Source organism: Streptomyces sp. NPDC021096, from assembly GCF_040641275.1.
GTDB lineage: Bacteria > Actinomycetota > Actinomycetes > Streptomycetales > Streptomycetaceae > Streptomyces.
On record NZ_JBFADG010000019.1, the window covers coordinates 1 to 24,008 of the forward strand.

At 72.8% G+C, this 24,008-nt stretch carries 20 protein-coding genes; 17 read left to right on the forward strand and 3 right to left on the reverse strand.

Going from position 1 to position 24,008, the window contains the following annotated elements:
- The first annotated feature begins 183 nt into the window (after window positions 1–183).
- Window positions 184–2,103 carry a DUF6350 family protein gene (locus AB0G59_RS21655; RefSeq protein ID WP_360913921.1) on the forward strand — a complete coding sequence of 640 codons (1,920 nt, stop codon included), beginning with the start codon at window positions 184–186 and terminating at the stop codon, window positions 2,101–2,103.
- A 36-nt stretch (window positions 2,104–2,139) separates the two neighbouring features.
- On the opposite strand, the gene AB0G59_RS21660 is transcribed toward AB0G59_RS21655, so the two are convergent.
- Complete coding sequence (locus AB0G59_RS21660) at window positions 2,140–2,913, reverse strand: hypothetical protein (RefSeq protein WP_360913924.1); 774 nt, start codon at window positions 2,911–2,913, stop codon at window positions 2,140–2,142.
- Between the two features lie 250 nt (window positions 2,914–3,163).
- Between AB0G59_RS21660 and purN the strand changes: the two genes are divergently transcribed.
- Complete coding sequence (gene purN, locus AB0G59_RS21665; RefSeq protein WP_071965126.1) at window positions 3,164–3,799, forward strand: phosphoribosylglycinamide formyltransferase; 636 nt, start codon at window positions 3,164–3,166, stop codon at window positions 3,797–3,799.
- The gene (purH, locus tag AB0G59_RS21670; protein ID WP_360913926.1) at window positions 3,796–5,388 is read left to right on the forward strand and encodes a bifunctional phosphoribosylaminoimidazolecarboxamide formyltransferase/IMP cyclohydrolase; all 1,593 of its coding nucleotides are present in this window, start codon (window positions 3,796–3,798) and stop codon (window positions 5,386–5,388) included. Before purN ends, purH begins: the two co-directional genes overlap by 4 nt.
- A 79-nt stretch (window positions 5,389–5,467) precedes the next feature.
- Here the strand turns inward: purH and AB0G59_RS21675 are convergent, their stop codons facing one another.
- Window positions 5,468–6,121, reverse strand: coding sequence for an RDD family protein (locus AB0G59_RS21675; RefSeq protein ID WP_360913928.1), 654 nt, complete (start codon window positions 6,119–6,121; stop codon window positions 5,468–5,470).
- Window positions 6,122–6,295: 174 nt separating this feature from the next.
- On the opposite strand from AB0G59_RS21675, the gene AB0G59_RS21680 reads away from it, so the two are divergent.
- The 3 genes from AB0G59_RS21680 (at window position 6,296) to AB0G59_RS21690 (ending at window position 9,201) form a co-directional block, all read left to right on the forward strand.
- Window positions 6,296–7,165 carry a bifunctional methylenetetrahydrofolate dehydrogenase/methenyltetrahydrofolate cyclohydrolase gene (locus tag AB0G59_RS21680; RefSeq protein ID WP_360913930.1) on the forward strand — a complete coding sequence of 290 codons (870 nt, stop codon included), beginning with the start codon at window positions 6,296–6,298 and terminating at the stop codon, window positions 7,163–7,165.
- Complete coding sequence (locus AB0G59_RS21685) at window positions 7,155–7,793, forward strand: DUF3017 domain-containing protein (protein ID WP_360913932.1); 639 nt, start codon at window positions 7,155–7,157, stop codon at window positions 7,791–7,793. Before AB0G59_RS21680 ends, AB0G59_RS21685 begins: the two co-directional genes overlap by 11 nt.
- Before the next feature lie 190 nt (window positions 7,794–7,983).
- On the forward strand, window positions 7,984–9,201 hold the full coding sequence (locus AB0G59_RS21690) for an NADP-dependent isocitrate dehydrogenase (protein ID WP_360913934.1): 1,218 nt from the start codon (window positions 7,984–7,986) through the stop codon (window positions 9,199–9,201).
- A 94-nt stretch (window positions 9,202–9,295) separates the two neighbouring features.
- Here the strand turns inward: AB0G59_RS21690 and AB0G59_RS21695 are convergent, their stop codons facing one another.
- Window positions 9,296–9,697 carry a peptidoglycan-binding domain-containing protein gene (locus AB0G59_RS21695; protein ID WP_360913936.1) on the reverse strand — a complete coding sequence of 134 codons (402 nt, stop codon included), beginning with the start codon at window positions 9,695–9,697 and terminating at the stop codon, window positions 9,296–9,298.
- 355 nt (window positions 9,698–10,052) lie between these two features.
- Here AB0G59_RS21695 and AB0G59_RS21700 point away from each other — a divergent pair, with 355 nt between their 5' ends.
- The 11 genes from AB0G59_RS21700 to AB0G59_RS21750 all read left to right on the forward strand — a co-directional run bounded on the left by AB0G59_RS21700 (window position 10,053) and on the right by AB0G59_RS21750 (window position 24,007).
- Window positions 10,053–10,781 (forward strand): helix-turn-helix domain-containing protein, encoded by a 729-nt coding sequence (locus tag AB0G59_RS21700; protein ID WP_360913938.1) that lies wholly within the window; start codon window positions 10,053–10,055, stop codon window positions 10,779–10,781.
- Complete coding sequence (locus tag AB0G59_RS21705; RefSeq protein WP_360913940.1) at window positions 10,778–11,680, forward strand: helix-turn-helix domain-containing protein; 903 nt, start codon at window positions 10,778–10,780, stop codon at window positions 11,678–11,680. Before AB0G59_RS21700 ends, AB0G59_RS21705 begins: the two co-directional genes overlap by 4 nt.
- Window positions 11,681–12,186: 506 nt before the next feature.
- A complete protein-coding gene (locus AB0G59_RS21710; RefSeq protein WP_360913942.1) occupies window positions 12,187–13,254 on the forward strand; it encodes a DUF2690 domain-containing protein in 1,068 nt (355 codons plus the stop codon).
- A 157-nt stretch (window positions 13,255–13,411) separates the two neighbouring features.
- On the forward strand, window positions 13,412–14,401 hold the full coding sequence (locus tag AB0G59_RS21715) for a malate dehydrogenase (RefSeq protein ID WP_360913944.1): 990 nt from the start codon (window positions 13,412–13,414) through the stop codon (window positions 14,399–14,401).
- Window positions 14,402–14,614: 213 nt separating this feature from the next.
- Window positions 14,615–16,240, forward strand: a complete 1,626-nt coding sequence (locus AB0G59_RS21720) for a hypothetical protein (RefSeq protein ID WP_360913946.1) — start codon at window positions 14,615–14,617, stop codon at window positions 16,238–16,240.
- Window positions 16,237–16,776: a hypothetical protein gene (locus tag AB0G59_RS21725; RefSeq protein WP_360913948.1), complete on the forward strand. Its 540-nt coding sequence runs from the start codon at window positions 16,237–16,239 to the stop codon at window positions 16,774–16,776. Before AB0G59_RS21720 ends, AB0G59_RS21725 begins: the two co-directional genes overlap by 4 nt.
- Window positions 16,777–16,789: 13 nt before the next feature.
- Window positions 16,790–17,647 (forward strand): hypothetical protein, encoded by an 858-nt coding sequence (locus AB0G59_RS21730; RefSeq protein ID WP_360913950.1) that lies wholly within the window; start codon window positions 16,790–16,792, stop codon window positions 17,645–17,647.
- A 150-nt stretch (window positions 17,648–17,797) separates the two neighbouring features.
- Window positions 17,798–19,306, forward strand: coding sequence for an aldehyde dehydrogenase family protein (locus tag AB0G59_RS21735; RefSeq protein ID WP_360913952.1), 1,509 nt, complete (start codon window positions 17,798–17,800; stop codon window positions 19,304–19,306).
- Window positions 19,307–19,383: 77 nt separating this feature from the next.
- Entirely contained in the window at window positions 19,384–20,916 is a 1,533-nt protein-coding gene (locus AB0G59_RS21740; protein ID WP_360913954.1) for a GMC oxidoreductase, read from the forward strand.
- 2 nt (window positions 20,917–20,918) lie between these two features.
- Window positions 20,919–22,028, forward strand: a complete 1,110-nt coding sequence (locus tag AB0G59_RS21745) for a glycine betaine/L-proline ABC transporter ATP-binding protein (RefSeq protein ID WP_360913956.1) — start codon at window positions 20,919–20,921, stop codon at window positions 22,026–22,028.
- Complete coding sequence (locus AB0G59_RS21750) at window positions 22,025–24,007, forward strand: ABC transporter permease subunit (RefSeq protein WP_360913958.1); 1,983 nt, start codon at window positions 22,025–22,027, stop codon at window positions 24,005–24,007. Before AB0G59_RS21745 ends, AB0G59_RS21750 begins: the two co-directional genes overlap by 4 nt.
- Window position 24,008: the final 1 nt, after the last annotated feature.

Here is a 24,008-nt window from a genome sequence, read left to right on the forward strand (position 1 = left end):
CCGGCGCGGGCGCCGCGCGCCCCCCTGTCCGCGGGGGTGGGGCGACCCCCCCCTCGAGGGGGACGGGCCCACACCCATATGCCCCGCAAAACGGTTCATAGGCATATTTCCTGCCATACAAGCGACACGACGGTCAATTGCTAGCTACCGGCATGAAAGCCGTGTTATTGGCAGCATGGCCCCGTGAGCCAATACGCCGATCACGGTCCGTCGACACCGTCGACGCCGACGCGCCATCGGCCCGCCGTGACCGGGCCGTCGTCCGCGACGAGCACGGTGTTCTTCGGCGGGATGCTGGCCGCCGGGCTGGGGCTGGGTGCCCTCTCCATGGTCGTACTGGCCCTGTGGATCATCTCCCCGTACCCCGACAGCGGCCCCGCGGGGGCGCTGCGCATCGCCGCCGACCTGTGGTTGCTGGCGCACGGCGCGGCGCTCATGCGCACCGAGACGCTGACGGGCGTGCCCGCGCCGATCGGGATGACGCCGCTGCTGCTGTCGGTCGTGCCCTGCACCCTGCTCTACCGCGCGGCCCGGCACGCCCTCGAGCCCCCCGAGCACGCCCCGCCGGACATGCCCGGGCCCCCGCCCCGTACCGCGTTCACCGCCATGCTCGGCGGCTATCTGCTGGTGGGGCTGGCCGCGGCGCTGTACGCGTCGTCCGGCCCGGTACGGGTGGCTCCGCTGAGCGCGCTGCTGCATGTGCCGCTGGTGGCGGCCGCCTTCATCGCCGCCGGCGTGTGGACGGCCGCCGGGCGGCCCGGCGCACCGGCGCCCGCGGCGGTGCGCCGGGTGGTGCCCGGGGTGGTGCGGCGGTGGTTCACGAAGGACCGGCTGGCCGTGGCCGTACGGGCCGGGGCGGCCGCGACCGCGATGCTGCTCGTCGGTGGGGTGCTGCTGGTGGGCGTCTCGCTGGCCCTGCACGCGGACGAGGCGCGGGAGGCGTTCGCCCAGCTGGCCCCGCGCTGGTCGGGCCGCGTGGCGGTGGGGCTGCTGAGCGCGGCCCTGCTGCCGAACGCGGTGGTGTGGGCGGCGGCGTACGGGCTGGGGCCCGGGTTCACGGTGGGGGCGAGCAGCCTCGTCGCACCGCTGGGCGTGGCGGACGGCCGCCCGATGCTGCCGCGCTTCCCGCTGCTCGCCGCGCTGCCGTCGCCCGGGCAGGCGGGACCGCTCGCCCTGGCGGGCGCGGCCGCGCTGACGGCCGGGGCGGGCATCGCGCTCGCCCGGGCCGCCGTGCCGAAGCGCTCCGAGCGGGTGGGGCGCCGGGAGGCGGTGGCCACCGCGCTGGTGGGCGCGGTGCTCTGCGGCGCGCTGCTGACCGTGCTGGCGTACGCCTGTGGGGGCGCGCTCGGCAATGCCGTGCTCGCGGACTTCGGCCCGTCGTGCTGGCGCACGGGCGCGGCGGCCGCGGGCTGGACGGCCGCGCTCGGCGTGCCGGGGGCGCTCGTGGTGCGGTGGCGGCGCGAAGTGGCGGCGCTGCGCCCGGAGCGTACGGAGGAGGGGGACGAGGGGAAGGTGCTCAAGGGGTGGCGGCGGCTGGGGTACGCGCTGGGGCTGGCGGTGGGGCCGGGGGAGGAGGCCTGTGCCTCTGCTGCGGAGGCCATCGAGGCCATCGAGGCGTCCGAGGCCACCGGGCCTGTCGGGAACCCGGAGAGGGACGGCGGACCGTCGCGGTCGTGGTGGCGTGCCGTGGCGGCGTGGTTCGGCTTCGGGGTGCGCGGGGCGGTGGGGCTGGCGCCCGAGAAGGTCGCGTACGAACCGGAGATGCTGCCCGTCATGCCGCAGCCGCACGCGTCGCCGGCTCCGGGGGCGGAGCCGGTCGTTCCGGCGCCGGGTGTGCCCGAGGGCGCGGTGCGGGGTGGCGACCGGCGTCGCCGGTGGCGGCCGCGCCGGCGCAAGGCCGCCCGCCGCGACAAGCCGCGCCACAAATCCCCGCCCCCGTCGCGGGGGCCCGCCTCGCCGGCCCCGTTCGACGCGTCGTCCACGGACGCCTGGCACGACCCGGCCTCCCGCCAGCTGCGCTGGGCCGCCCTCAAGGACTCGGGCGGCGGCCTCATGCCCGACTTCGAACCCCGCGACCTGACACTCCCGGGCGACGACCGCTGACCGTCTTCCGGGACGGGGCGCGGGAAGGGCGAACCCTCAGTCCTGCGTGCTCAGCAAGGGGCGGAGTTGCTTCGGGAGGTGGTTCTCGCAGGCCTGGCGGGAGGTTTGGGTCAGGGCGTCGTCCACGCAGACGTAGTAGTCGCGGTAGACGAGGTGGAAGGCGAACGTCGCCGCCACGATGGCCAGGGCCAGGCCGCCGGTGACCAGGCCGCTGACGGCCGCCGTCGTCTGGGGGCGGAAGCCGCCGGGAGGCGGGGTCGGGGCCGGGACGTCCGGGTCGTGCGGGCGGGGCTTCGCCTTGGCGCGCAGCGAGCTGACGCCCCAGTAGACGGACAGGGCGCCCAGGAGCAGGGCCACCTGCGGGATGCTGAAGAGGGCGAAGAAGAAGCCCCACATGCCCGCGAGCAGCGCATAACGGGCGCGGCGCTGGGCCGGGTCCGTCGGGTCCCAGCGCAGGCCGCCCGGGCCGCCGGGGCCGCCCGAGGGGTTCGGGCCGCCGCCCTGGCCGCCCCCGCCGAAGCCGCCGTCCTGCCGGCCCGGCTGCCGGCTGCTCCACTGGCTGCCCCATGCCGGGGGCTGCTCGCCCCGGCCGTCCTCGCCGCCGTCCTCGCCGTTCCCGGAAGGCCGCTGGGGCTCCTGGGGCTGCCGTGGCTGCCAGGGCCGGTCCGGCTGCCCCTCGGGCGGTGCGGCGAAGGGGTTGTCCCGCTGGTCCTCCGCGGGGGAGGACGACGGCGACCGGCGCTCGCGCAGCGCAGGGGCCGCCGCGGGCAGCGGGAGGCGGTGAGCCGCGTGGCGGCGTCGGTCCGGCATGTGGAGTGTGTCTTCCCCTTGTGTCGTCGTCCTGCACCTCGAGCCTACGGCGACGCGCCCCGAATTCCCGCGTCGTCGTCCGGTCCGGTCCCGACGCTACCTCCCGTGCGCGCCCCCGTCCCGTGGGGGCGGTTCGGTGTGCCGGTATCGTTGCTGGCGGTCGACGGGTTCGTAGAGTCCCCCGTATTCGGCGACCCCTCGGTCTCGTACGACCATACAAACCGCACCACCCGCGAGAAAGGGCCCCGCCGTGGCCGCCCCTCCCCGCCCCGCCCACCCCGCCCGCATCGTCGTGCTCGTCTCCGGCTCGGGCACCAATCTGCAGGCCCTGCTGGACGCCATCGCCGACGATCCGGACGGCTACGGCGCCCGCATCGTGGCCGTCGGCGCCGACCGGGACGCCATCGCCGGGCTGGAGCGCGCCGAGCGCGCCGGGCTGCCGACGTTCGTGTGCCGGGTCAAGGACCACGCCGACCGTGACGCCTGGGACCGCGCGCTGGCCGCGGCCACGGCCGCGTACGAGCCGGACCTGGTGGTCTCGGCGGGCTTCATGAAGATCCTGGGGAAGGAATTCCTCGCGCGGTTCGGCGGGCGGATCGTCAACACCCACCCCGCCCTGCTGCCCAGCTTTCCCGGCGCCCACGGCGTCCGCGACGCGCTCGCGTACGGCGTGAAGGTCACCGGGTGCACCGTCCATTTCGTCGACGAAGGCGTCGACACCGGCCCGATCATCGCCCAGGGAGTGGTCGAGGTCGGGGACGGGGACGACGAAGCCGCTCTGCATGAGCGGATCAAGGAAGTCGAGCGACAGCTGCTCGTCGAAGTCGTGGGGCGTCTGGCCCGGCACGGCTATCGCATTGAGGGACGAAAGGTACGGATCTCGTGACCGCCGAAGGTACGACCTCCGCAGGTACGCACTCCGAGGGCTCGCAGCGGCCCATCCGCCGGGCGCTGATCAGCGTCTACGACAAGGCGGGGCTGGAAGACCTGGCCCGTGGTCTCCACGACGCCGGCGTCGAGCTCGTCTCCACCGGTTCGACGGCCGCCCGGATCGCGGCCGCCGGCGTCCCGGTCACCAAGGTCGAGGAGCTGACCGGCTTCCCCGAGTGCCTGGACGGCCGGGTGAAGACCCTGCACCCCCGCGTGCACGCCGGCATCCTCGCCGACCAGCGGCTCGAGGCCCACCGCGCGCAGCTCGACGAGCTGGGCGTGCGCCCCTTCGAGCTCGTGATCGTCAACCTCTACCCGTTCCGGGAGACCGTCGCCTCGGGCGCCGCGCCCGACGAGTGCGTCGAGCAGATCGACATCGGCGGCCCCTCCATGGTCCGCGCCGCCGCCAAGAACCACCCCTCCGTCGCCGTGGTCGTCAACCCCGCCCGCTACGACGACGTGCTCAAGGCCGTCGCCGACGGCGGCTTCGACCTCGCCGCCCGCAAGCGGCTCGCCGCCGAGGCGTTCCAGCACACGGCCGCGTACGACGTGGCCGTCGCGAACTGGTTCGCCGCGGGCTACGGCGCGGACGAGGGCCCCTGGCCGGACTTCATCGGCGTCTCCTACGAGCGCCAGCAGGTCCTGCGCTACGGCGAGAACCCCCACCAGCCCGCCGCCCTCTACACCGACGGCACGGGCAAGGGCCTCGCCTACGCCGAGCAGCTGCACGGCAAGGAGATGTCGTACAACAACTACGTGGACACCGAGGCCGCCCGCCGCGCCGCGTACGACCACACCGACCCCTGCGTCGCCATCATCAAGCACGCCAACCCGTGCGGCATCGCGACCGGCGCCGACGTCGCCGAGGCGCACCGCAAGGCGCACGCCTGCGACCCGCTGTCCGCGTTCGGCGGCGTGATCGCCGTCAACAGCCCGGTGTCGGTGGCCATGGCCGAGCAGGTCGCCGAGATCTTCACCGAGGTCATCATCGCCCCGGCCTACGAGGACGGCGCCGTCGAGGTGCTGGCCCGCAAGAAGAACATCCGGGTGCTGCGCTGCGCCGACGCCCCCGCGGCGCACGGCGAGTCCCGGCCCGTCGAGGGCGGTCTGCTGGTCCAGGCCAAGGACCGCCTCCAGGCCGAGGGCGACGACCCGGCCAACTGGACGCTCGCCACGGGCGAGGCGCTGTCCGCCGACGAGCTGGCCGAGCTGGCGTTCGCGTGGCGGGCCTGCCGCGCCGTGAAGTCCAACGCGATCCTGCTGGCCAAGGACCGGGCGACCGTCGGCGTCGGCATGGGCCAGGTCAACCGCGTCGACTCCGCCAAGCTGGCCGTCCAGCGCGCGGGCGAGGAGCGCGCCCGGGGCTCGTACGCCGCCTCCGACGCCTTCTTCCCCTTCCCGGACGGGCTGGAGGTGCTGACCGCCGCCGGCGTCAAGGCCGTGGTCCAGCCGGGCGGTTCGGTCCGCGACGAGCAGGTCGTGGAGGCCGCGAAGGCCGCGGGCGTGACGATGTACTTCACCGGTACGCGCCACTTCTTCCACTGACGCGAAAGGGCCGCGCCCCCTCGGGGGCGCGGCCCACGCGCGATGCTCGATGGACGCGCGCGATGCTTCACACGATGCTTCAGCGGACGCGGATGACGACCGTACCGATGATCTTGTCGGCGAACGTCTGCTTCTTCTCGTCCCACAGCGGCCACAGGTAGCCGAGGTAGAAGATGCCGTCGACCATGTGGCAGAGGTTGCGGACGAACGTCATTCCGAAGCCGATCGGCAGCCCGTCCCGCTCACGGACGACGCTGATGCCCAGCGCCTTCTTGCCGGGCGTCTGACCGGTCTTGCCCTGGCGGTACATCATCCAGAAGCCCAGGAACATCGCGACGAGGAGCGAGACGCCCATGACGGCGATGCCGGGAACGAGCGCGGCCGTGTCGGTGTCGCAGACGCTCACGGCCTCGTACGAGGTCGCGGTGTCGTGCGTGGTCGTCACGCAGTCGCCCTCGTCGATCGCGGCGAACATCATCACCGCTCCGATGACCACACCGATGATCGGCAGGACCGAGCCGATCAGCATGTCCAGCAGCGTCGCGCCCACGCGCGAGCCCCAGCCCGCCAGCGGGGGCCGCTGCGCGGCGTAGGGGTCCGGCTGCCCGTAGCCGTACCCCTGCCCCGGCTGCGGGTAGCCGTACGGCTGCTGCTGCTGGGGGAACGGCGGATAGCCCGGACCGGGCTGCTGCGGGTACGCCGGGTACTGGCCGGGCGGGTTCGGATGGGTCACCTGGTGATCCTTCGAGCGGTGGCTGGAAACAAGCGGGGACGGCCGCGGCTGTCACCACGGCGGCGGTCATCGTAGGCATACGGTCGTACCGCCGAACCGCACGCATACCGGCGCGACCGTCACGGGCGCGACCTGAGTGGAACCAACGACACCCGATCCGCGAGGATGGACGACATGACCGCCCAGATTCTCGATGGCAAGGCCACCGCGGCCGCCATCAAGTCCGAACTCACCAGCCGTGTGGAGGCACTGAAGGCCAAGGGCGTCACGCCCGGCCTGGGCACCCTCCTCGTCGGCGAAGACCCCGGCAGCAAGTGGTACGTGGCCGGAAAGCACCGTGACTGTGCGCAGGTCGGCATCGGCTCGATCCAGCGCGAGCTGCCCGAGACCGCCACGCAGGAGGAGATCGAGGCGGTCGTCCGCGAGCTGAACGACAACCCCGAGTGCACGGGCTACATCGTCCAACTGCCGCTGCCCAAGGGCATCGACACCAACCGCGTCCTGGAGCTGATCGACCCGGCCAAGGACGCCGACGGTCTGCACCCGACGAACCTGGGCCGCCTCGTGCTCAACGAGAAGGCGCCGCTGCCCTGCACCCCCAACGGCATCGTCGAGCTGCTGCGCCGCCACGGCGTGCAGATCAACGGCGCGCACGTCGTGGTCGTGGGCCGCGGTGTCACCGTCGGCCGTTCGATCGGGCTGCTGCTGACCCGCAAGTCCGAGAACGCCACCGTCACCCTCTGCCACACCGGCACCCGTGACCTCTCGGCGCAGCTGCGCCAGGCGGACATCATCGTGGCGGCGGCGGGCGTCGCCCACCTGATCAAGCCGGAGGACGTGAAGCCGGGCGCGGCCGTCCTGGACGTCGGCGTCAGCCGCGACGAGAACGGCAAGATCGTCGGCGATGTCCACCCCGGTGTCGCCGAGGTCGCCGGCTGGGTCGCCCCGAACCCGGGCGGCGTGGGCCCGATGACGCGTGCGGAGCTGCTGGTGAACGTCGTGGAGGCCGCCGAGGGCGCTGCCGGAATCGGCGATGCGGGCTGAGTCCGGCACGCCGCTGGACGGCTTCGCCGCAGCGGTGAACGGTGCCCCGGGAAGCGGCGCGTCGGAGAACGGCACGCCCGGACGTGGCTCGTCCGGGGGTGACGCGCCCGGAGCCGACGCGTCCGGGCAGGGCGCTTCGAAGAACGGTGCCTCGAAGAACGGCGCGCAGGCGAACGGCGCGCAGCCGGGCGACGCGGGGCAGGACGGCGGTGCCGGTGCCGGCCCTGCGGCCGGCTCCGGTAAGCCCTCGCGGCGGCCGCCGCGGCTGACGCGGGACACCGCCCGTCCCGAGGGCGGCGGGCGCGCCGCCCCCGGCGACGCGCCGGCGCCCGCACGTCAGTGGCCGCTGCTGGCGGTCCTGGGGGCCACGGGCCTGGGCCTGCTGGTCGTGGCGTTCGACGCGTTCCGGGTGGGGACGATCCTGGTCGGCCTGGCCATGATCGGCGGTGCGGTGCTGCGCTGGGTGCTGCCGGACGTGGGCATGCTGGCCGTGCGGTCACGGTTCACCGACATGCTGACGTACGGCGGGATGGGGCTGGCGATCGTGCTGCTCGCCCTGATGGCCCAGCCGCACCCGTGGCTGAAGATTCCCTTCCTGGACGACGTCCTGCACTTCACCGTGCAGTGAAGTGCGCGGGGACGCCGCCCGGCGGGGCGCGTCCCGTGCGGCTGTCCGCCGGGACGGCCCTGGAGTAGCTTGATGTCGAGATTTCCTTCCCCGGCTCCCGGGCCGCCCACCGAGGGCGCTCCGGGCCGGGGAGGGGCCCTGCCTTCCGGTGGGGGGAGACCCCAGCTGCGCGAGAGGGACGTTCCGGCTCATGACCAAGATCAAGGTTGCCCACCCCGTCGTCGAGCTCGACGGCGACGAGATGACCCGCATCATCTGGTCCTTCATCAAGAACCAGCTGATCCTGCCGTACCTGGACGTCGAGCTGAAGTACTTCGACCTCGGCATCGAGCACCGTGACGCCACCCACGACCAGGTGACCGTCGAGGCGGCCAACGCCATCAAGGAGTACGGCGTCGGCGTCAAGTGCGCCACGATCACGCCGGACGAGGCGCGGGTGGAGGAGTTCGGCCTCAAGGCGATGTACCGCTCGCCGAACGGCACCATCCGCAACATCCTCGGCGGCGTGATCTTCCGCGAGCCGATCATCCTGGGCAATGTCCCGCGCCTGGTCCCGGGCTGGACCGAGCCCATCGTCGTCGGCCGTCACGCCTTCGGCGACCAGTACCGCGCCACCGATCTGAAGGTCCCGGGCGAGGGCACCCTGACCATGACCTTCACCCCGAAGGACGGGTCCGAACCGATCGAGCTCGAGGTCTACGAATTCCCCGGCCCGGGCGTCGCCCTGGCCATGTACAACCTGGACGAGTCCATCCGCGACTTCGCCCGCGCCTCGTTCCGGTACGGCCTGGACCGTGACTACCCCGTCTACATGTCCACCAAGAACACGATCCTCAAGAAGTACGACGGCCGCTTCAAGGACATCTTCCAGGAGGTCTTCGACGCCGAGTTCAGGACGGAGTTCGAGGCGAAGGGCCTGACGTACGAGCACCGGCTGATCGACGACATGGTCGCCTCGGCGCTGAAGTGGTCGGGCGGCTACGTCTGGGCCTGCAAGAACTACGACGGCGACGTCCAGTCCGACATCGTCGCGCAGGGCTTCGGCTCGCTGGGCCTGATGACGTCCGTGCTGATGTCCGCCGACGGCCGTACGGTCGAGGCCGAGGCCGCGCACGGCACGGTCACCCGCCACTACCGCCAGCACCAGGCCGGCAAGGCGACCTCCACCAATCCGATCGCCTCGATCTTCGCCTGGACCCGGGGCCTGGCCCACCGCGGCAAGCTGGACGGCACGCCCGAGGTCACGGCGTTCGCCCATACGCTGGAGCGGGTCTGCGTCGAGACCGTCGAGAGCGGCCGGATGACGAAGGACCTGGCGCTGCTGATCGGCCCGGACCAGCCGTGGCTGACGACGGAGCAGTTCCTGGCGGCGCTGGACGAGAACCTGCGGAAGAAGATCGCGGCGTAGGCGTACCCACATGGGTGACGGCGGCCCGTCCTCTCCCCCGAAAGAGGACGGGCCGCCGCGGTTATTTCAGAGGGTTCCGGTTACGGTGCCGTGCTTACTTGCCGCGCAGCGCCTTCCAGGTCTTCGGCCCGACCTTCCCGTCGGCCTGGCCCCCGCCGTAGTTCTTCTGGAACCACTTCACCGCGGCGAGGGTGTCCTTGCCGAAGTCCCCGTCCACGGCCAGCTTGCCCTTGTACGAGGTGGTGTACTTGATGAGGGCCTGGATCTCCTTCACCTTGGCGCCGCGGTCGCCGAAGTCGGTGTAGGCGGTGCCCTTGTAGTAGCCGCAGTACCAGCCGATGCCGGCCGTCAGGTTGCACTTCGCGGCGACGCCGGCGGACGCCGACTCCTGCGCGGCCGGCTGGGCCGCCTGTGCGGCCGGTGCGATGGCGGCCATGGTGCCGCCGACGAAGGCCGCCGAGACGATGCCCGCTGCGATGCGCTTGCGTACGTTCATGGGTTCGGGTTCCTCCCCTAGTGGTGGCGCGGCGACACGGGGTGGACCGCGTCGCCGTCCGGCTTGCAGGACTGACTTTGATGCGCCACATCCGCAACTGCCAGATATTCGCGGCCACTTGGGTCGACATGGGACGTCCCACACCCTGACCTGCGGGGACGGCGGGTCCCACGACGTCCCGGTGGGACGCCTGGGCCACGCCACGGGTGGCCGGAAGTCGCAGCCCCCGTCGTACGGTGCGGAAATCCTTACGCCCGCATCGCCATCATGTGCGGCACAGGAGGCTCGTTGCCTCGGGGGCTGTTTGACGCGTATGGGGTGGAACATGCCGCGTTGGAAGGAATTACCCGTCTCGTTGGACGAGCGAGTGCGTCAACTCGTCGTCCAGCTCAGGAGACTCAAGGACCGCAGCGGGCTGAGCCTCGCCGCGCTGGCGGCCAAGACCTCCTACAGCCGCTCCTCCTGGGAGCGGTACCTCAACGGCAAGCAGCTGCCGCCGGCCGACGCCGTCGAGCAGCTGGCACTGGTGTGCGGGGCGGACCCGGTCCGCCTGCTGGTGCTGCACGAGGTCGCGACGGACGCGTGGTCCGACGAGGCGCCCGCCGGGGAGGAGGGCGCCCCCGGCGACGAGCCGGAACGGGCGCTGCGCGGCGGGCGGTGGCGGACCCGGGTGCTCGTCGGGGCGGTGGTCGCGCTGTCGGTCGCCCTGGTCGCCACGCTGCTGCTCACGCACCCCTGGCGGGACGACGAGGAGAAGGCGCCCCGCGGCGGGGGCGGCGGCAGTTCCCAGGAGCCGTTCGTCTTCGTCAAGGGCCGCTCCCGCCCGTGCGACGTGAAGCGCCAGGCCGGCGGGCTGACCGCCGGGTACAGCTCGACCCGCGACACGCTGATGGACCTCAAGACCTCGGGCTGGGAGGTCGTGGAGGCCCAGTGCCTGCTGAAGTTCCACCACTTCGACCCCGGCATCACCGACGGCTCCTACGGCCCGCGGAGCAAGGAGGCGGCCAAGGACTTCCAGAAGGAGCGCGGGCTGGTCGTCGACGGCATCGTGGGGCCGGACACCTGGGGGGAGCTGCGCCGGTGAGCACCGCCCGTCCCCTCCCGGTGGAGTGCGGCCGGCTGGCCGCGGGGCTGCGCGAGCTGAAGGACCGTACGGGGCTGAGCCTGGCCGCGCTCGGCGGGCGCACCCCGTACAGCAAGTCGTCCTGGGAGCGCTATCTCAACGGCAAGAAGCTGCCGCCGAGGCAGGCGGTCGAGGCGCTGTGCGCCCTGGCGCACGAGCCGCCCGGGCGGCTGCTGGCGCTGTGGGAGCTGGCGGAGCAGGCGTGGAGCGGACGGTCCGCGTCGCCCGGGACCGGGGCGGCCGGGGAGGCCCCGGGGCCGGGGTCCGGCGACGCGGACGGGCCGGACCCTTCCGGTTCCGCTTCCGGCGGGGGCGGCGGCATGCGGAAGCTGCTCGGCCGGCGTTCCAGGGCGGCGTACGCCCTGTCGGGCGTCGTCACGCTCGTCGCCGCCGTCGCCGCGGCCCTGTTGCTGACGTCCGGCGATCGGGCGTCAGGGGAGCAGGAGCAGGAGCCGGACCGGCTGGCCGCCACCTCCCCGTACGCCCAGCGGTGGGAGCCGGCCTGCGCGGGGGAGCAGTGCGACGGGGAGAAGGCGAAGGACATGGGCTGCGACGTGCCGTCGCCGGCGATGATCGCCCAGCGCCTGGGGGCCGACGGGCAGCGGGTCGAGCTCCGTTACGGCGAGAGGTGTCGCACCGTGTGGGTACGGGCGTGGCACCTGCGCCTCGGCGACCGGGTCGAGCTGTCCGTGCCGGGGGCCGACGTCAAGAGGCTCGAGGCCGTGAGCCGGCAGGACACGATGGACTATCTGGTGACCGGGATGTCGGTGGCGAAGGACCCCCGCAGGGCGCGGGTCTGCCTGTTGCCCGCCGGCGGCGGCCGGCCCGAGTGCTTCACGCCGCCGCCGTCCGGAGGATGAGGCCCGCCCTGGGCCCCGCTTGTCGTATGCCTGTGTCGTATGTCTTTGTGTGTGGGCCGAGTGGGACGCGCGACATAGGGGTAAGAAAGGGGTGGAGAGAGCCGGCGGCCGGTCCTCCACCCCCGTGGGAGGACCGGCCGCCGCTCACTGCTGATGATCATGATCGCGGTGACCCGGATCAAGGGCCGGCGGGCCGCTGTGGCCCGCGTGTGACCGTTCCGGGACCAGGTCCGTTTTCTGTACCGATTTCCCTACCGAGCCGCCGCACGTGACCGGCCCGCGGCGCGGCCCGTGGGCGGACCGGCCGGGCGTGCACCAGGGGCGTGCGCCCACTTGGCTTGATCAACCCCAAGTGCCACCGTGCGCCGCCCTCTTGGGAACTGACATGCTGGTTTCGGGCATCCCCCTGGGTAGCCGAAAGCGAGGCTTTACCGACAGGGGTGGCACGGCGAAGCGCAGCGACACGGGGACGACCACCGTACGAACCGGGGGACTAGGGGGAGGCAATGCCTCGTTGGAGGGCGCTACCGGAGGAACTCGACCCGCAGGTGCGCGAGTTCGCCGAACAGCTGCGCAGACTCGTCGAGCGCAGCGGTATGAGCATCGCCGCCGTGGCCGACCGCACCGGCTACAGCAAGACGTCCTGGGAGCGGTATCTCAACGGCCGGCTGCTGCCCCCGCGCGGGGCGGCGGAGGCGCTGGCCGAGGCGACCGGCACCGACGTCGGCCACCTCGGCACGATGTGGGAGCTGGCCGAGCGCGCGTGGAGCCGCTCGGAGCTGCGGCACGACGTGACGATGGAGGCCGTCCGGGTCGCCGAGGCGCGGGCGGCCCTGGGTGAGTTCGGGCCGCCGCCGGGCGAGCGCCGCGGTGCGGGGGAGCGGGCGGCGCGGGGGGAGGGTGCGCGGGAGGAGGACGGCAAGGTCCGCACCGCGCTGCGCAGCGAGGGGGGCCCGCCGCGGACCGGCCTGCCCCGGTCGCCGGACTCCCCCGACGTACGGGACCGGGCCATCCCCTTCCGGGCGCCCGGGCAGGGCCGGTCGCGCCGCAACACCGTGCTGTTCGCGGTCGGCGCCGTGGGCGCCCTCTTCGTCGCGGTCGCGGGCGTGCTGCTGCTCGGGGCGGACGGCGAGGACGGCAAGGTTCCGCAGGGGGCCGTGGCCACGCCCAGCGTGAGCGGCCCGGCCACCGTGCCCGCCGGGGTCAAGTGCGCCGGGGGCGCGTGCTCCGGCAAGGACCCGGAGGAGATGGGCTGCGGCGGCAGCCACGCCACGACGGCCGGGTCCGCGACGGTCGGCACCTCGTATCTGGAGGTCCGCTACAGCAAGGTCTGCGGCGCCGCCTGGGCCCGCATCACCCAGGCCGTTCCCGGGGACGCGCTGCGGATAAGCGGCACGGGCGCGGGGGCCCGTGCGGAGAGCGGCACGGTCGAGCGGGGCACGGACGGCCACACCCGGATGATCGCGGTGGGGGAGCCGGGGCAGGCGTCGGCGTGCGCGACGCTGATGTCCGGCCGCAAGGGCTGCACGCTGCCGCGCGCCTCGGCCCCGGCGCAGCCGGGACCCACCGGCTGAGGGAGGGGCCCGGTGGGGCGACGGTGAGGCGTCCCACACCGGGTAGGGGCTTCGAGGGGGGCCCGGTCGGATAGCCTGACGCCGGATCTCTTGACACCAAGAGAGGTCCTCGTACATGGGCAGGGACACCCACCTCAGTTCGCAGCAGGAGATCGCCATGACCCGCACTCCCGTCAATGTCACCGTTACCGGCGCGGCCGGTCAGATCGGCTACGCGCTGCTCTTCCGCATCGCCTCCGGTCACCTCCTCGGCGCGGACGTGCCGGTCAAGCTGCGCCTGCTGGAGATCCCGCAGGGCCTGAAGGCCGCCGAGGGCACCGCCATGGAGCTCGACGACTGCGCGTTCCCGCTGCTGCGCGGCATCGAGATCACCGACAACCCGAACGTCGCGTTCGACGGTGCCAACGTCGCGCTGCTGGTCGGCGCCCGCCCGCGCACCAAGGACATGGAGCGCAGCGACCTGCTCGGTGCCAACGGCGGCATCTTCAAGCCGCAGGGCAAGGCCATCAACGACCACGCCGCGGACGACATCAAGGTCCTCGTCGTGGGCAACCCGGCCAACACCAACGCCCTCATCGCCCAGGCCGCCGCGCCGGACGTCCCGGCCGAGCGCTTCACCGCGATGACCCGCCTGGACCACAACCGCGCGATCTCGCAGCTGTCGAAGAAGACCGGTGTCGCGGTCTCCGAGATCCGCCGCCTGACGATCTGGGGCAACCACTCCGCCACCCAGTACCCGGACATCTTCCACGCCGAGGTCGCGGGCAAGAACGCCGCCGAGGTCGTGAACGACGAGCAGTGGCTGGCCGACGACTTCATCCCGACCGTCGCCAAGCGCGGTGCGGCGATCATCGAGGCCCGTGGCGCGTCCTCGGCCGCCTCGGCCGCCAACGCCGCCATCGACCACGTCCACACCTGGGTCAACGGCACCGCCGAGGGTGACTGGACCTCCATGGGCATCCCCTCGGACGGCTCCTACGGCGTCCCCGCCGGCCTCATCTCCTCCTTCCCCGTCACCTGCAAGGACGGCAAGTACGAGATCGTCCAGGGCCTGGAGATCAACGACTTCTCCCGCGCCCGCATCGACGCCTCGGTCAAGGAGCTGGCGGAGGAGCGCGACGCCGTCCGCAGCCTCGGCCTGATCTGACCCGTTTCGTCTTCTTCGGGACGCCATCCGGCCCCCTCGGCCGGTCGTCGTTCGTACGGGCGTGCTGCTGTACGCCCGTACGGGACGAATTCAGGCCCGTCATCCGCCTCCTGTCGGGGTCGGTGACGGGCCTTTCGGCTTATTCTGAGTTCTTCCGAAAGTACGTCAACTCATGTAATTCGCAGATGAGTTCGACGGATCGGGGGACCCGAAATGAGTCAGTCCGCTCAAGGGTCCCCGACAGAGGCCACCCGGTTACTCTGCGCGGGGACCTACCTCGACATCGACTTCCGCCGCCGTGTCATCGAGGAGCTGGTGGAACATGAGGAAAGACCCATCGCCCCCTCACTGGGCGTGGACGTGGTGCCGGTGCTCACCCACGCACTGCGCGCCCGCGGCCAGGACACCCTGACCGCGTTACTCCTGCTCGTCCTCTGGACGGGCTTCTTCGCCGTCGACAAGGCCTCCGCCCCCGAGGGCGCGGAAGTGCCGGTGCCGATCTGGTCGACCGCCTACGCCGTCGTCTGCTTCGTCCACTGGAGCGCACACGCCGCCGCCGGGCGCGGCTCGGCCGCCTACGTCGTCGACAAACGCACGCTCCGCCAGGCCCTGCGGGGCAGTGGCAGCCCCCGCGCCCTGCGCGTCCTGCTTCCCGTGGGCGTCCCCTTGCTGACGCTCTCCTACTGGGCGTTCACCTTCTGGGGCCTCAGCCAGGGCGCGAACAACTGGGTCGGCATCATCTTCCCGCTGCTGCTCGCGGTGCCCGTGTGGATGCACCGCGCCCGGGTGGCCGCCGTGATGCGCGCGGAGCTGGGCCAGGAGGTCTTCGCGCAGTTGCCCAGGCCCTTCCCCAACTCCCCCTACCACCTGCGGATCGCCCAGGCCATCGACCGCGAGCAGTACGCGGGCCTGACCATCTACGATCCGTCCCGGCCCTTCATCGGCATGGGCTTCCCCTACGAGCCCTGGTCCTTCGCCCTGGAGCTCAAGCGGCGCAAGGGCGCGGAGGACGACATCGGGGGCAGCCTCGCACCGTTCACCGGCCGGACGATCGTGGAGCTGATCCGCCCCCGGCTGGAGGCCCTGCGCGAGGCGGCCGCCGCGACCAGCCGGGACCGGCTGAAGGACCTGGAGATCGAGGAGTTCGTCTATCTGCCGGTCGGCCCGCAGCGGCCCATGGTCGCCTACGACGACCACACCGTCCGCCGGCACCTGGCCGAGTCCGTCAACGAGGGCGGCGAGGCGCGCCGCTACTTCCTGCGCGTGCGCGTCGGCGCCTGGGACGAGCAGGTCGTCGTCTCCGTGCTGGTCCGCGTCCACACCCAGGGCGGCATGCTGGTCCTGGAGGTCGTACCGCACGTACTGACCCCGGTCCGGCCGGAGTTCCGGGCCGTCGACGTCATCGCGGCACGCGGCGAGGACGACCTGCTGCGCGACGGCGTCCGCGCCCTGCTGACCGCGCCCGCCGCCGGGTTCGCCTCGGCGGTCTCCATGGTCCGCTCGGCCGTCTCCGGCTTCCGCACCTGGCTCGCCGACCCGCGACGGGCCGTGCCGGACGGGCCGGCCGACTCCGTACGGGAGCTGGCCGCGGCCAAGGAGGTCTCGCTTTTCCAGGAGATGGACGTCAGCCGCTATGTGAAGACGGTCCAGGACCGCATCGCCAGCGGCGTCCGGGACGCGCTGCGCTCCCAGGGCTACGAGACGGACCAGTTCGAGCAGCAGATCGTGCAGATCAACGAGGGCGGCATCTACATCGGCGCGATGAGCGGCGGCGCGGTCGCCCAGGGCGCGGGTGCCGAGGCCAAGCACCTCTCGGGAACCGGAGGCGGGGGACGATGACCGACGGACACGACGACCAGCGCGAGGACGACGCCCCACGCAAGGGCGGCGGCATGTTCATCGGCCGGATGACGGGCGGTGCGGCCACCTCCGGCAAGGGCTCCAGGGCCGAGGACCGCTCCGAGCGGGCCGGCACGCCCGCCGGGGCCGGACAGGGCGCGCCGGTGCACGTCCCGGACGGACTGCGGATGCCGGAGGACGGCATGGCCATCCTCGACATGAGCGGCGGCGCGGCCGCCGTCGGCGAGAACGCCGAGGCGGTGGACGCCTCGCGGCGGCTGCTGTCCGTCACGCCCGAGCTGCTCACGGCCGTCCGCGAGCTCAGGCTGGACCTGCCGCGCTTCGCCCGCACCGAGGAGATCGACGCCCTCGACGTGGAGCTGACCGGCCTGGAGGAGGACGCCCGGCAGGACGGGCGGACCCGCTCCGGGCGGCTGACGCGGCTGCGCGAGCTGCTCACCGGTGGCGCGACGCTCGTCGGAGGACTGGCGTCCGCCGCCGCCGTCGTCCAGGCGATCAGCCAGTTACTGGCCTGAGGCGGCGGTACGCATGCGCTACTGGGACGCCGACCTTCAGAAATGGGTGGCCGAGCCGCCACCCGGACAGCACACCCCGCCCACCCCGGACGACGGCGGCACCCCCGAGGTGGTCCTCGGGCCGCCGCCCCCGCCCGGCACACCGCCCGAAGCCCCCGCCGGGCCCTCGCACGCCTCGGTCCTCGCCGCGATCCTGACCGGCGTGGTGCTCGCGGGCGGCATCGGCACGGGCATCTGGGCGCTCGTGCAGGACGACGGGGACGACCAGGAAGGGGGCTACGGGCTGCCGAGCGCGAGCGCCCCGGCGACCCCCGGCCCCACCGCCACCCTGGGCGGCGGCACGAGCGGCTCCGGCGGCTCCGGGACCACCGGGGGCTTCACCTTCGGCCCGAGCCCCACGCCCAGCACCTTCGCGGGCACGGGCTTCCCCACCCGCTTCGTACGCACCCTGGACCCGGCGGGCTTCCGGCTGGACGTACCGGTGGGCTGGCTGCGCAGCAGCGAGCGCACCAGCGTCTTCTACCGGTCCCCGGGCGGCCGGAGCCTGATCCAGGTCTTCGCCCTCGAGCCGCCCGGGGCCACGCCGTACGACTCGCTGGTGCAGACCCAGACGTACGTCTCGCAGTACAAGGACTACCGCAGGCTGGGGCTCGCCAGGGTCCTCGGCCAGGGGGACCCCGCCGAATTCGAGTACACCTACACGCTCAGTGACGGCACCACCCGCCAGGTGGTCATCCACGCCTACACCGCGCCCGACCGGAAGCAGTACGCACTGCTGGTGGCCGGGCCCCCGTCCGAGCGGCTCACCTCGGCCCAGGTCCTGCGGACGCTGGTGGGCTCCTTCTGCCCCACCACCTCCTGCACGAGCTGATCCGCCGGGGGACGACGCTGAGTGACTCGGGTCACTCTTTGTGAAGAAGGAGGCATAGGTTTCCGCCTTCTGGTTATGGGCGTCCCGTTGCCGGTCCGGCCGTCGTGCCGACCGGTGACGGGACCGTTCAGAACCGGAAGGCAGAGAGTGATGTCGTCAGTCGAGACCATCCACGTCGACGGGGTGTGGCGTGGCGCCGCGTCCGGCGCGCAGCGGGAGGTGCTCGACCCCGCCGACGCCACGATCCTCGCGGTCGTCTCCGAAGGCGGTGCGGACGACACCGACGCGGCCGTCGCCGCCGCCCGCCGCGCGTTCGACGGGGGAGCGGGCCCCTGGCCGCTGACCCCCGTGGCCGAACGGGCCGCGCTGCTGCGGCACGTGGCCGAACTGCTGCAGCGCGACCGCGAGAGCATCGCGCTGACCGAGAGCCGCGACACGGGCAAGACCCTCGAAGAGGGCCGGATCGACGTCGACTGCGTGAGCGATGCCTTCCGTTACTTCGCCGACCTGGTGACCAACGAGGGCGGCGGGCGCGTCGTGGACGCGGGTTCCGCGAGCATCCACAGCGTGGTCGTGCACGAGCCGGTCGGCGTCTGCGCGCTGATCACCCCGTGGAACTACCCGCTGCTGCAGGCGAGCTGGAAGATCGCCCCGGCGCTGGCCGCGGGCAACACCTTCGTCATCAAGCCCAGCGAGGTCACCCCGCTGTCGACCGTGCACCTGGTCCGGCTGCTGGCCGAGGCGGGCCTGCCCGACGGCGTCGCCAACCTCGTCACCGGCGCCGGCGACCCGGTCGGCGCCCGGCTCGCCGAGCACCCCGACGTCGACCTCGTCTCCTTCACCGGCGGCCTCGCCAGCGGCACCAAGGTGGCCGCGGCCGCCGCGCCCACCGTCAAGAAGGTCGCCCTCGAACTCGGCGGCAAGAACCCCAACGTCGTCTTCGCCGACGCCTGCGTGAGCGAGGAGGACTTCGACACCGCCGTCGACCAGGCCCTCAACGCCGCCTTCATCCACAGCGGCCAGGTCTGCTCGGCCGGCTCCCGCCTCATCATCGAGGAGTCCGTCCGCGACCGCTTCGTCTCCGAACTCGCCCGCCGCGCCGAGCGCATCAAGCTCGGCCGCGGCACCGAGAAGGGCGTCGAGTGCGGCCCGCTCGTCTCCGCGCAGCAGCTCGCCAAGACCGAGGCGTACGTCGCCTCCGCCCTCGCCGAGGGCGCGGCCCTGCGCTGCGGCGGCAAGCGCCCCGAGTCCGCCGGACACCGCCCGGAGACCGGCTACTTCTACGCGCCGACCGTCCTGGACCTGTGCCACGGCGAGATGAAGGTCGTCCGCGAGGAGACCTTCGGCCCCATCCTCACCGTCGAGACCTTCCACACCGAGGACGAGGCCGTGGCGCTGGCCAACGACACCGAGTACGGCCTGGCCGGCGCGGTCTGGACGAAGGACGCGGGCCGGGCACGACGCGTGGCGGGGCGCATGCGCCACGGCACGGTATGGATCAACGACTACCACCCCTACCTCCCGCAGGCCGAATGGGGAGGCTTCGGCAAGTCCGGAGTCGGCCGGGAACTGGGTCCCACGGGTCTTGCCGAGTACCGCGAGGCCAAGCACATTTACCAGAACCTGGACCCGAAGCCGGTGCGCTGGTTCGCGGGCTGACGCCCCGGCGCCCTACCGCACCCCGCCCGCTCGTCAGCGAAGAACATTCCTTGCCGCAGAAGGAGTTCACCCCCATCATGCCTGTCTACGACTACGTCGTCATCGGCGGTGGCACCGCCGGCTCCGTCATCGCCTCCCGCCTCACCGAGGACCCCTCCGTGACCGTCGCCGTCATCGAGGGCGGCCCCACCGACGTCGACCGCGAGGACGTCCTGACCCTGCGCCGCTGGCTCGGCCTGCTCGGCGGCGACCTGGACTACGACTACCCCACCACCGAGCAGCCGCGCGGCAACTCCCACATCCGGCACAGCCGGGCGCGCGTGCTGGGCGGCTGTTCCTCGCACAACACCCTCATCTCCTTCAAGCCGCTGCCCGGCGACTGGGACGAGTGGGCCGAGGCCGGCGCCGAGGGCTGGGACGCGGAGTCGATGGACCCCTACTTCGCCCGGCTGCGCAACAACATCGTGGCCGTGGACGAGAAGGACCGCAACGCCATCGCCCGCGACTTCGTCGAGGCGGCGCGCAAGACCGTGGACGTACCGCGGGTCGAGGGCTTCAACAAGCAGCCGTTCCACGAGGGCGTGGGCTTCTTCGACCTCGCCTACCACCCCGAGAACAACAAGCGCTCCTCCGCCTCGGTCGCCTACCTCCACCCCTTCCTGGACCGCCCCAACCTCCACCTCATGCTGGAGACCTGGGCGCACCGGCTGGAGCTGGAGGGCACCCGCGCCAAGGGCGTGCACGTACGCACCAAGGACGGCGAGGAGATCTACGTCGAGGCCGCGCGCGAGGTGCTCGTGTGCGCCGGCGCCGTCGACACCCCCCGGCTGCTGCTGCACTCCGGCATAGGCCCCAAGGCCGACCTCGAGGAGCTCGGCATCCCCGTCGTCCACGACCTGCCGGGCGTCGGCGAGAACCTCCTCGACCACCCCGAGTCGGTCATCGTGTGGGAGACGGACGGCCCCATCCCCGAGAACTCGGCGATGGACTCCGACGCGGGCCTGTTCGTACGCCGCGACCCGGCCTCGAACGGCCCGGACCTGATGTTCCACTTCTACCAGATCCCCTTCACCGACAACCCCGAGCGCCTGGGCTACGAAAAGCCCGAGCACGGCGTGTCGATGACCCCCAACATCCCCAAGCCGCGCAGCCGCGGCCGGCTCTACCTCACCAGCGCCGACCCGGCCGTCAAGCCCGCCCTCGACTTCCGGTACTTCACGGACGAGGAGGACTACGACGGCCGCACCCTCGTCGACGGCATCAAGATCGCCCGCGAGATCGCCAAGGCCGAGCCGCTCGCCGGCTGGCTCAAGCGCGAGGTCTGCCCCGGCCCGGAGATCACCTCCGACGAGGAGATCAGCGAGTACGCCCGCAAGGTCGCGCACACCGTCTACCACCCGGCCGGCACCTGCCGGATGGGCGCCTCCGACGACACCGATGCCGTCGTCGACCCGCAGCTGCGCATCCGCGGCCTGGAGGGCATCCGCATCGCCGACGCGTCGGTCTTCCCGACGATGCCGGCCGTCAACCCGATGATCGGCGTGCTGATGGTGGGGGAGAAGTGCGCGGAACTGCTCGTCGGGGCCACGACGCAAGGAGGTGAGGCATAAAGATGCCTGCCGTCGATACGAACACCGCGACCGAGCCCACCGGGGCCCCCTCCGCTCCCGCCGCGCCCGTCTTCTCCGTCCGCAACCTGTGGAAGGTCTTCGGGCCGAAGGCCGAGCGCGTCCCGGGCGGCGCGCTGGCCGACCTCACCACCGAGGAACTGCGCGAACGCACCGGCTGCACGGTCGCCGTGCGCGACGTCTCCTTCGACGTCCGCAAGGGCGAGTGCTTCGTGGTCATGGGCCTGTCCGGCTCCGGAAAGTCCACGCTCGTACGCTGCCTGACCCGCCTGATCGAGCCCACCAGCGGCACCGTCGCCATCGACGGCGAGGACGTGTGCGGCATGGACAAGAACGCCCTGCGCGAGCTGCGCCGCCACCGCGCCGCCATGGTCTTCCAGCACTTCGGGCTGCTCCCGCACCGCACCGTCCTCGACAACGTCGCCTACGGCCTGGAGATCCAGGGCGTCGGCAAGGCCGAGCGCCGCGCCACGGCCGCCGCGATGGTCGAGAAGGTGGGCCTGGCCGGCATGGAGGACCGCCGCCCCGCCCAGCTCTCCGGCGGCCAGCAGCAGCGCGTCGGCCTGGCCCGCGCCCTCGCCGCCGACCCCGAAGTCCTGCTGTTCGACGAGCCGTTCAGCGCCCTCGACCCGCTCATCCGCCGCGACATGCAGGAGGAGGTCGTCCGCCTGCACCGCGACGAGGGCCGCACCATGGTCTTCATCACCCACGACCTGAGCGAGGCGCTGCGCGTCGGCGACCGCATCGCGCTGATGCGCGGCGGCCGGGTCGTGCAGTGCGGCACCCCCGAGGAGATCGTCGGCTCCCCGGCCGACGACTACGTACGCGACTTCGTGCGGGACGTGCCCCGGGAGCAGGTCCTGACCGTGCGCCGCGCCATGCGCCCCGTCCGCACCTCCGGCGAGGCCCAGGACGGCCCCGCCCTCACCCCCGCCACCACCGTCGCCGACGCCATCGAGGCCGTGGCCCGCACCGGCGGCCCGGCCCGCGTGGTCGACGCCGGGCGGTGCCTGGGCATCGTCGACTTCAAGAGCCTGCTGGGCATCGTCGCCGGCCTGGACCGGGTGCAGCCCCTCAAGAAGGCCGTCGCATGAGCACCGTCACCACCCCCGCCCCCGCACAGGCGGCCGCTCCGCCGGGCGCGCTGCGCATGGCCCTGCGCCGCCCGGCCGCCCGCAAGCTCCTGCTGCTCGGCGCGGTCACCGCCGCCCTGGCGCCGTTCGCCACCGCCCACTGGGGCGGCGGCGCATGGCCCTCGGAGCTCACGGTCGGCCTGGACGGCCCGCTCGGCAAGGCCAACGACTGGATCATCGACAACCGCGACAGCCACTGGTTGTTCCTGTACTTCTTCGGCCACATCAGCGACGCGATCATCTCCGCGGTGCGCGGCGTGTACGTGGTGCTGCTCGCCCTCGGCTGGGCGGGCGTCACCGCGGGCGCCTCCCTGCTGGCCTGGCGGCTGGCGGGCGTGCGCGCGGCCGGCACGGCACTGGCCTCGTTCGCCGTGTGCGGCGCACTGGGCATGTGGGTACCGACCATGCGCACCCTCGCGCTGATGATCGTCGCCGTCGCGGCGTCGGTCGTCGTGGGCGCCCTGCTCGGCCTCGCGGGCGGCCTGTCCGACCGCATGTTCCGCGCGATGCGCCCGGTCCTGGACACGATGCAGGCCCTGCCGGCCTTCGCCTACCTGCTGCCCGTCGTCCTCGTCTTCGGTATCGGCGTGGCCCCGGCCGTCCTGGCCACCGTCGTCTACGCCGCCCCGCCGATGGCCCGGCTCACCGCCCTCGGCCTGCGCGGCACGGACAAGGGCGTCCTGGAGGCCGTCGACTCCCTCGGCGCCACCGGCCGCCAGCGACTGCTGACGGCACGACTGCCGCTGGCCCGGCGCGAGCTGCTGCTCGGCGTCAACCAGACCATCATGATGGCCCTGTCCATGGCCGTCATCGCCTCCGTCATCGGCGCCGACGGCCTGGGCGACCGCGTCTACCAGGCCCTGTCGACGGTAGACGTGGGCAGCGCCCTGGCAGCAGGCATCCCGATCGTCCTCCTGGCGATAGTCCTGGACCGCATCACCGCTGGACGCGGGTCGTGGGCAGGCGTTCCGCAGGGCGGAACGGGTGGGCACGACCGGAAGCGGACCCGCACCCGAACGGCCACCACATGGGCAGCCGCCATTGCCGCGACCGTAGCCCTGGGCCGCATCGCCGGCACGACGTGGCCGGACACCTGGACGGTGGCCATCGCAGGCCCCGTCAACACCGCCAAGGACTGGATCGTCGACCACCTCTACTCCGGCATCCCCGGCATCGGCGGCACCGCCGACTGGGCCGCCCACTACACCGGCTGGGTCCTCGACCCGCTGCGCGACGGCCTCCAGGCCCTCCCCTGGTGGGGCGCCCTGGCGATCGTCGCCGCCCTGGCCTGGCTCATCGGCACCTGGCGCACGGCCCTGACCGCCGTGCTCTCCCTGGCCGCCATCGGTGTGCTGGGCCGCTGGGAGCCCGCCATGGACACCCTCTCGCAGGTGCTGGCGGCCGTCGCCGTCACCCTCGTGCTGGGCTTCGCCGTCGCGGTCGTCGCGGCCCGCAGCCCCCGCGTGGAGCGGCTGCTGCGGCCCGTCCTGGACGTCTGCCAGACCATGCCGCAGTTCGTGTACCTGATCCCGGTCGTCGCCCTCTTCGGCATCGGCCGCGCCCCGGCCGCCGCGGCCGCGATCGTCTACGCGCTGCCCGCCGTCGTCCGCATCGTCAGCCAGGGCCTGCGCCAGGCCGACCCCGCGGCCCTGGAGTCCGCCCGCTCGCTGGGCGCGACGGGCGGCCAGCAGCTGCGCCAGGTCCAGTTCCCGCTGGCCCGCGCCGAGTTGCTGCTGGCCGTGAACCAGGCCGTGGTGCTGGTGCTGTCGGTCGTCATCATCGGCGCCCTCGTCGGCGGCGGCGCGCTCGGCTACGAGGTCGTCTTCGGCCTCGCCCAGGGCGACCTGGCCACGGGCCTGATGGCCGGCACGGCCATCGCCTGTCTGGGGCTGATGCTCGACCGGGTGACACAGCCGACGAAGGCGAAGGAGGCGAACTGAC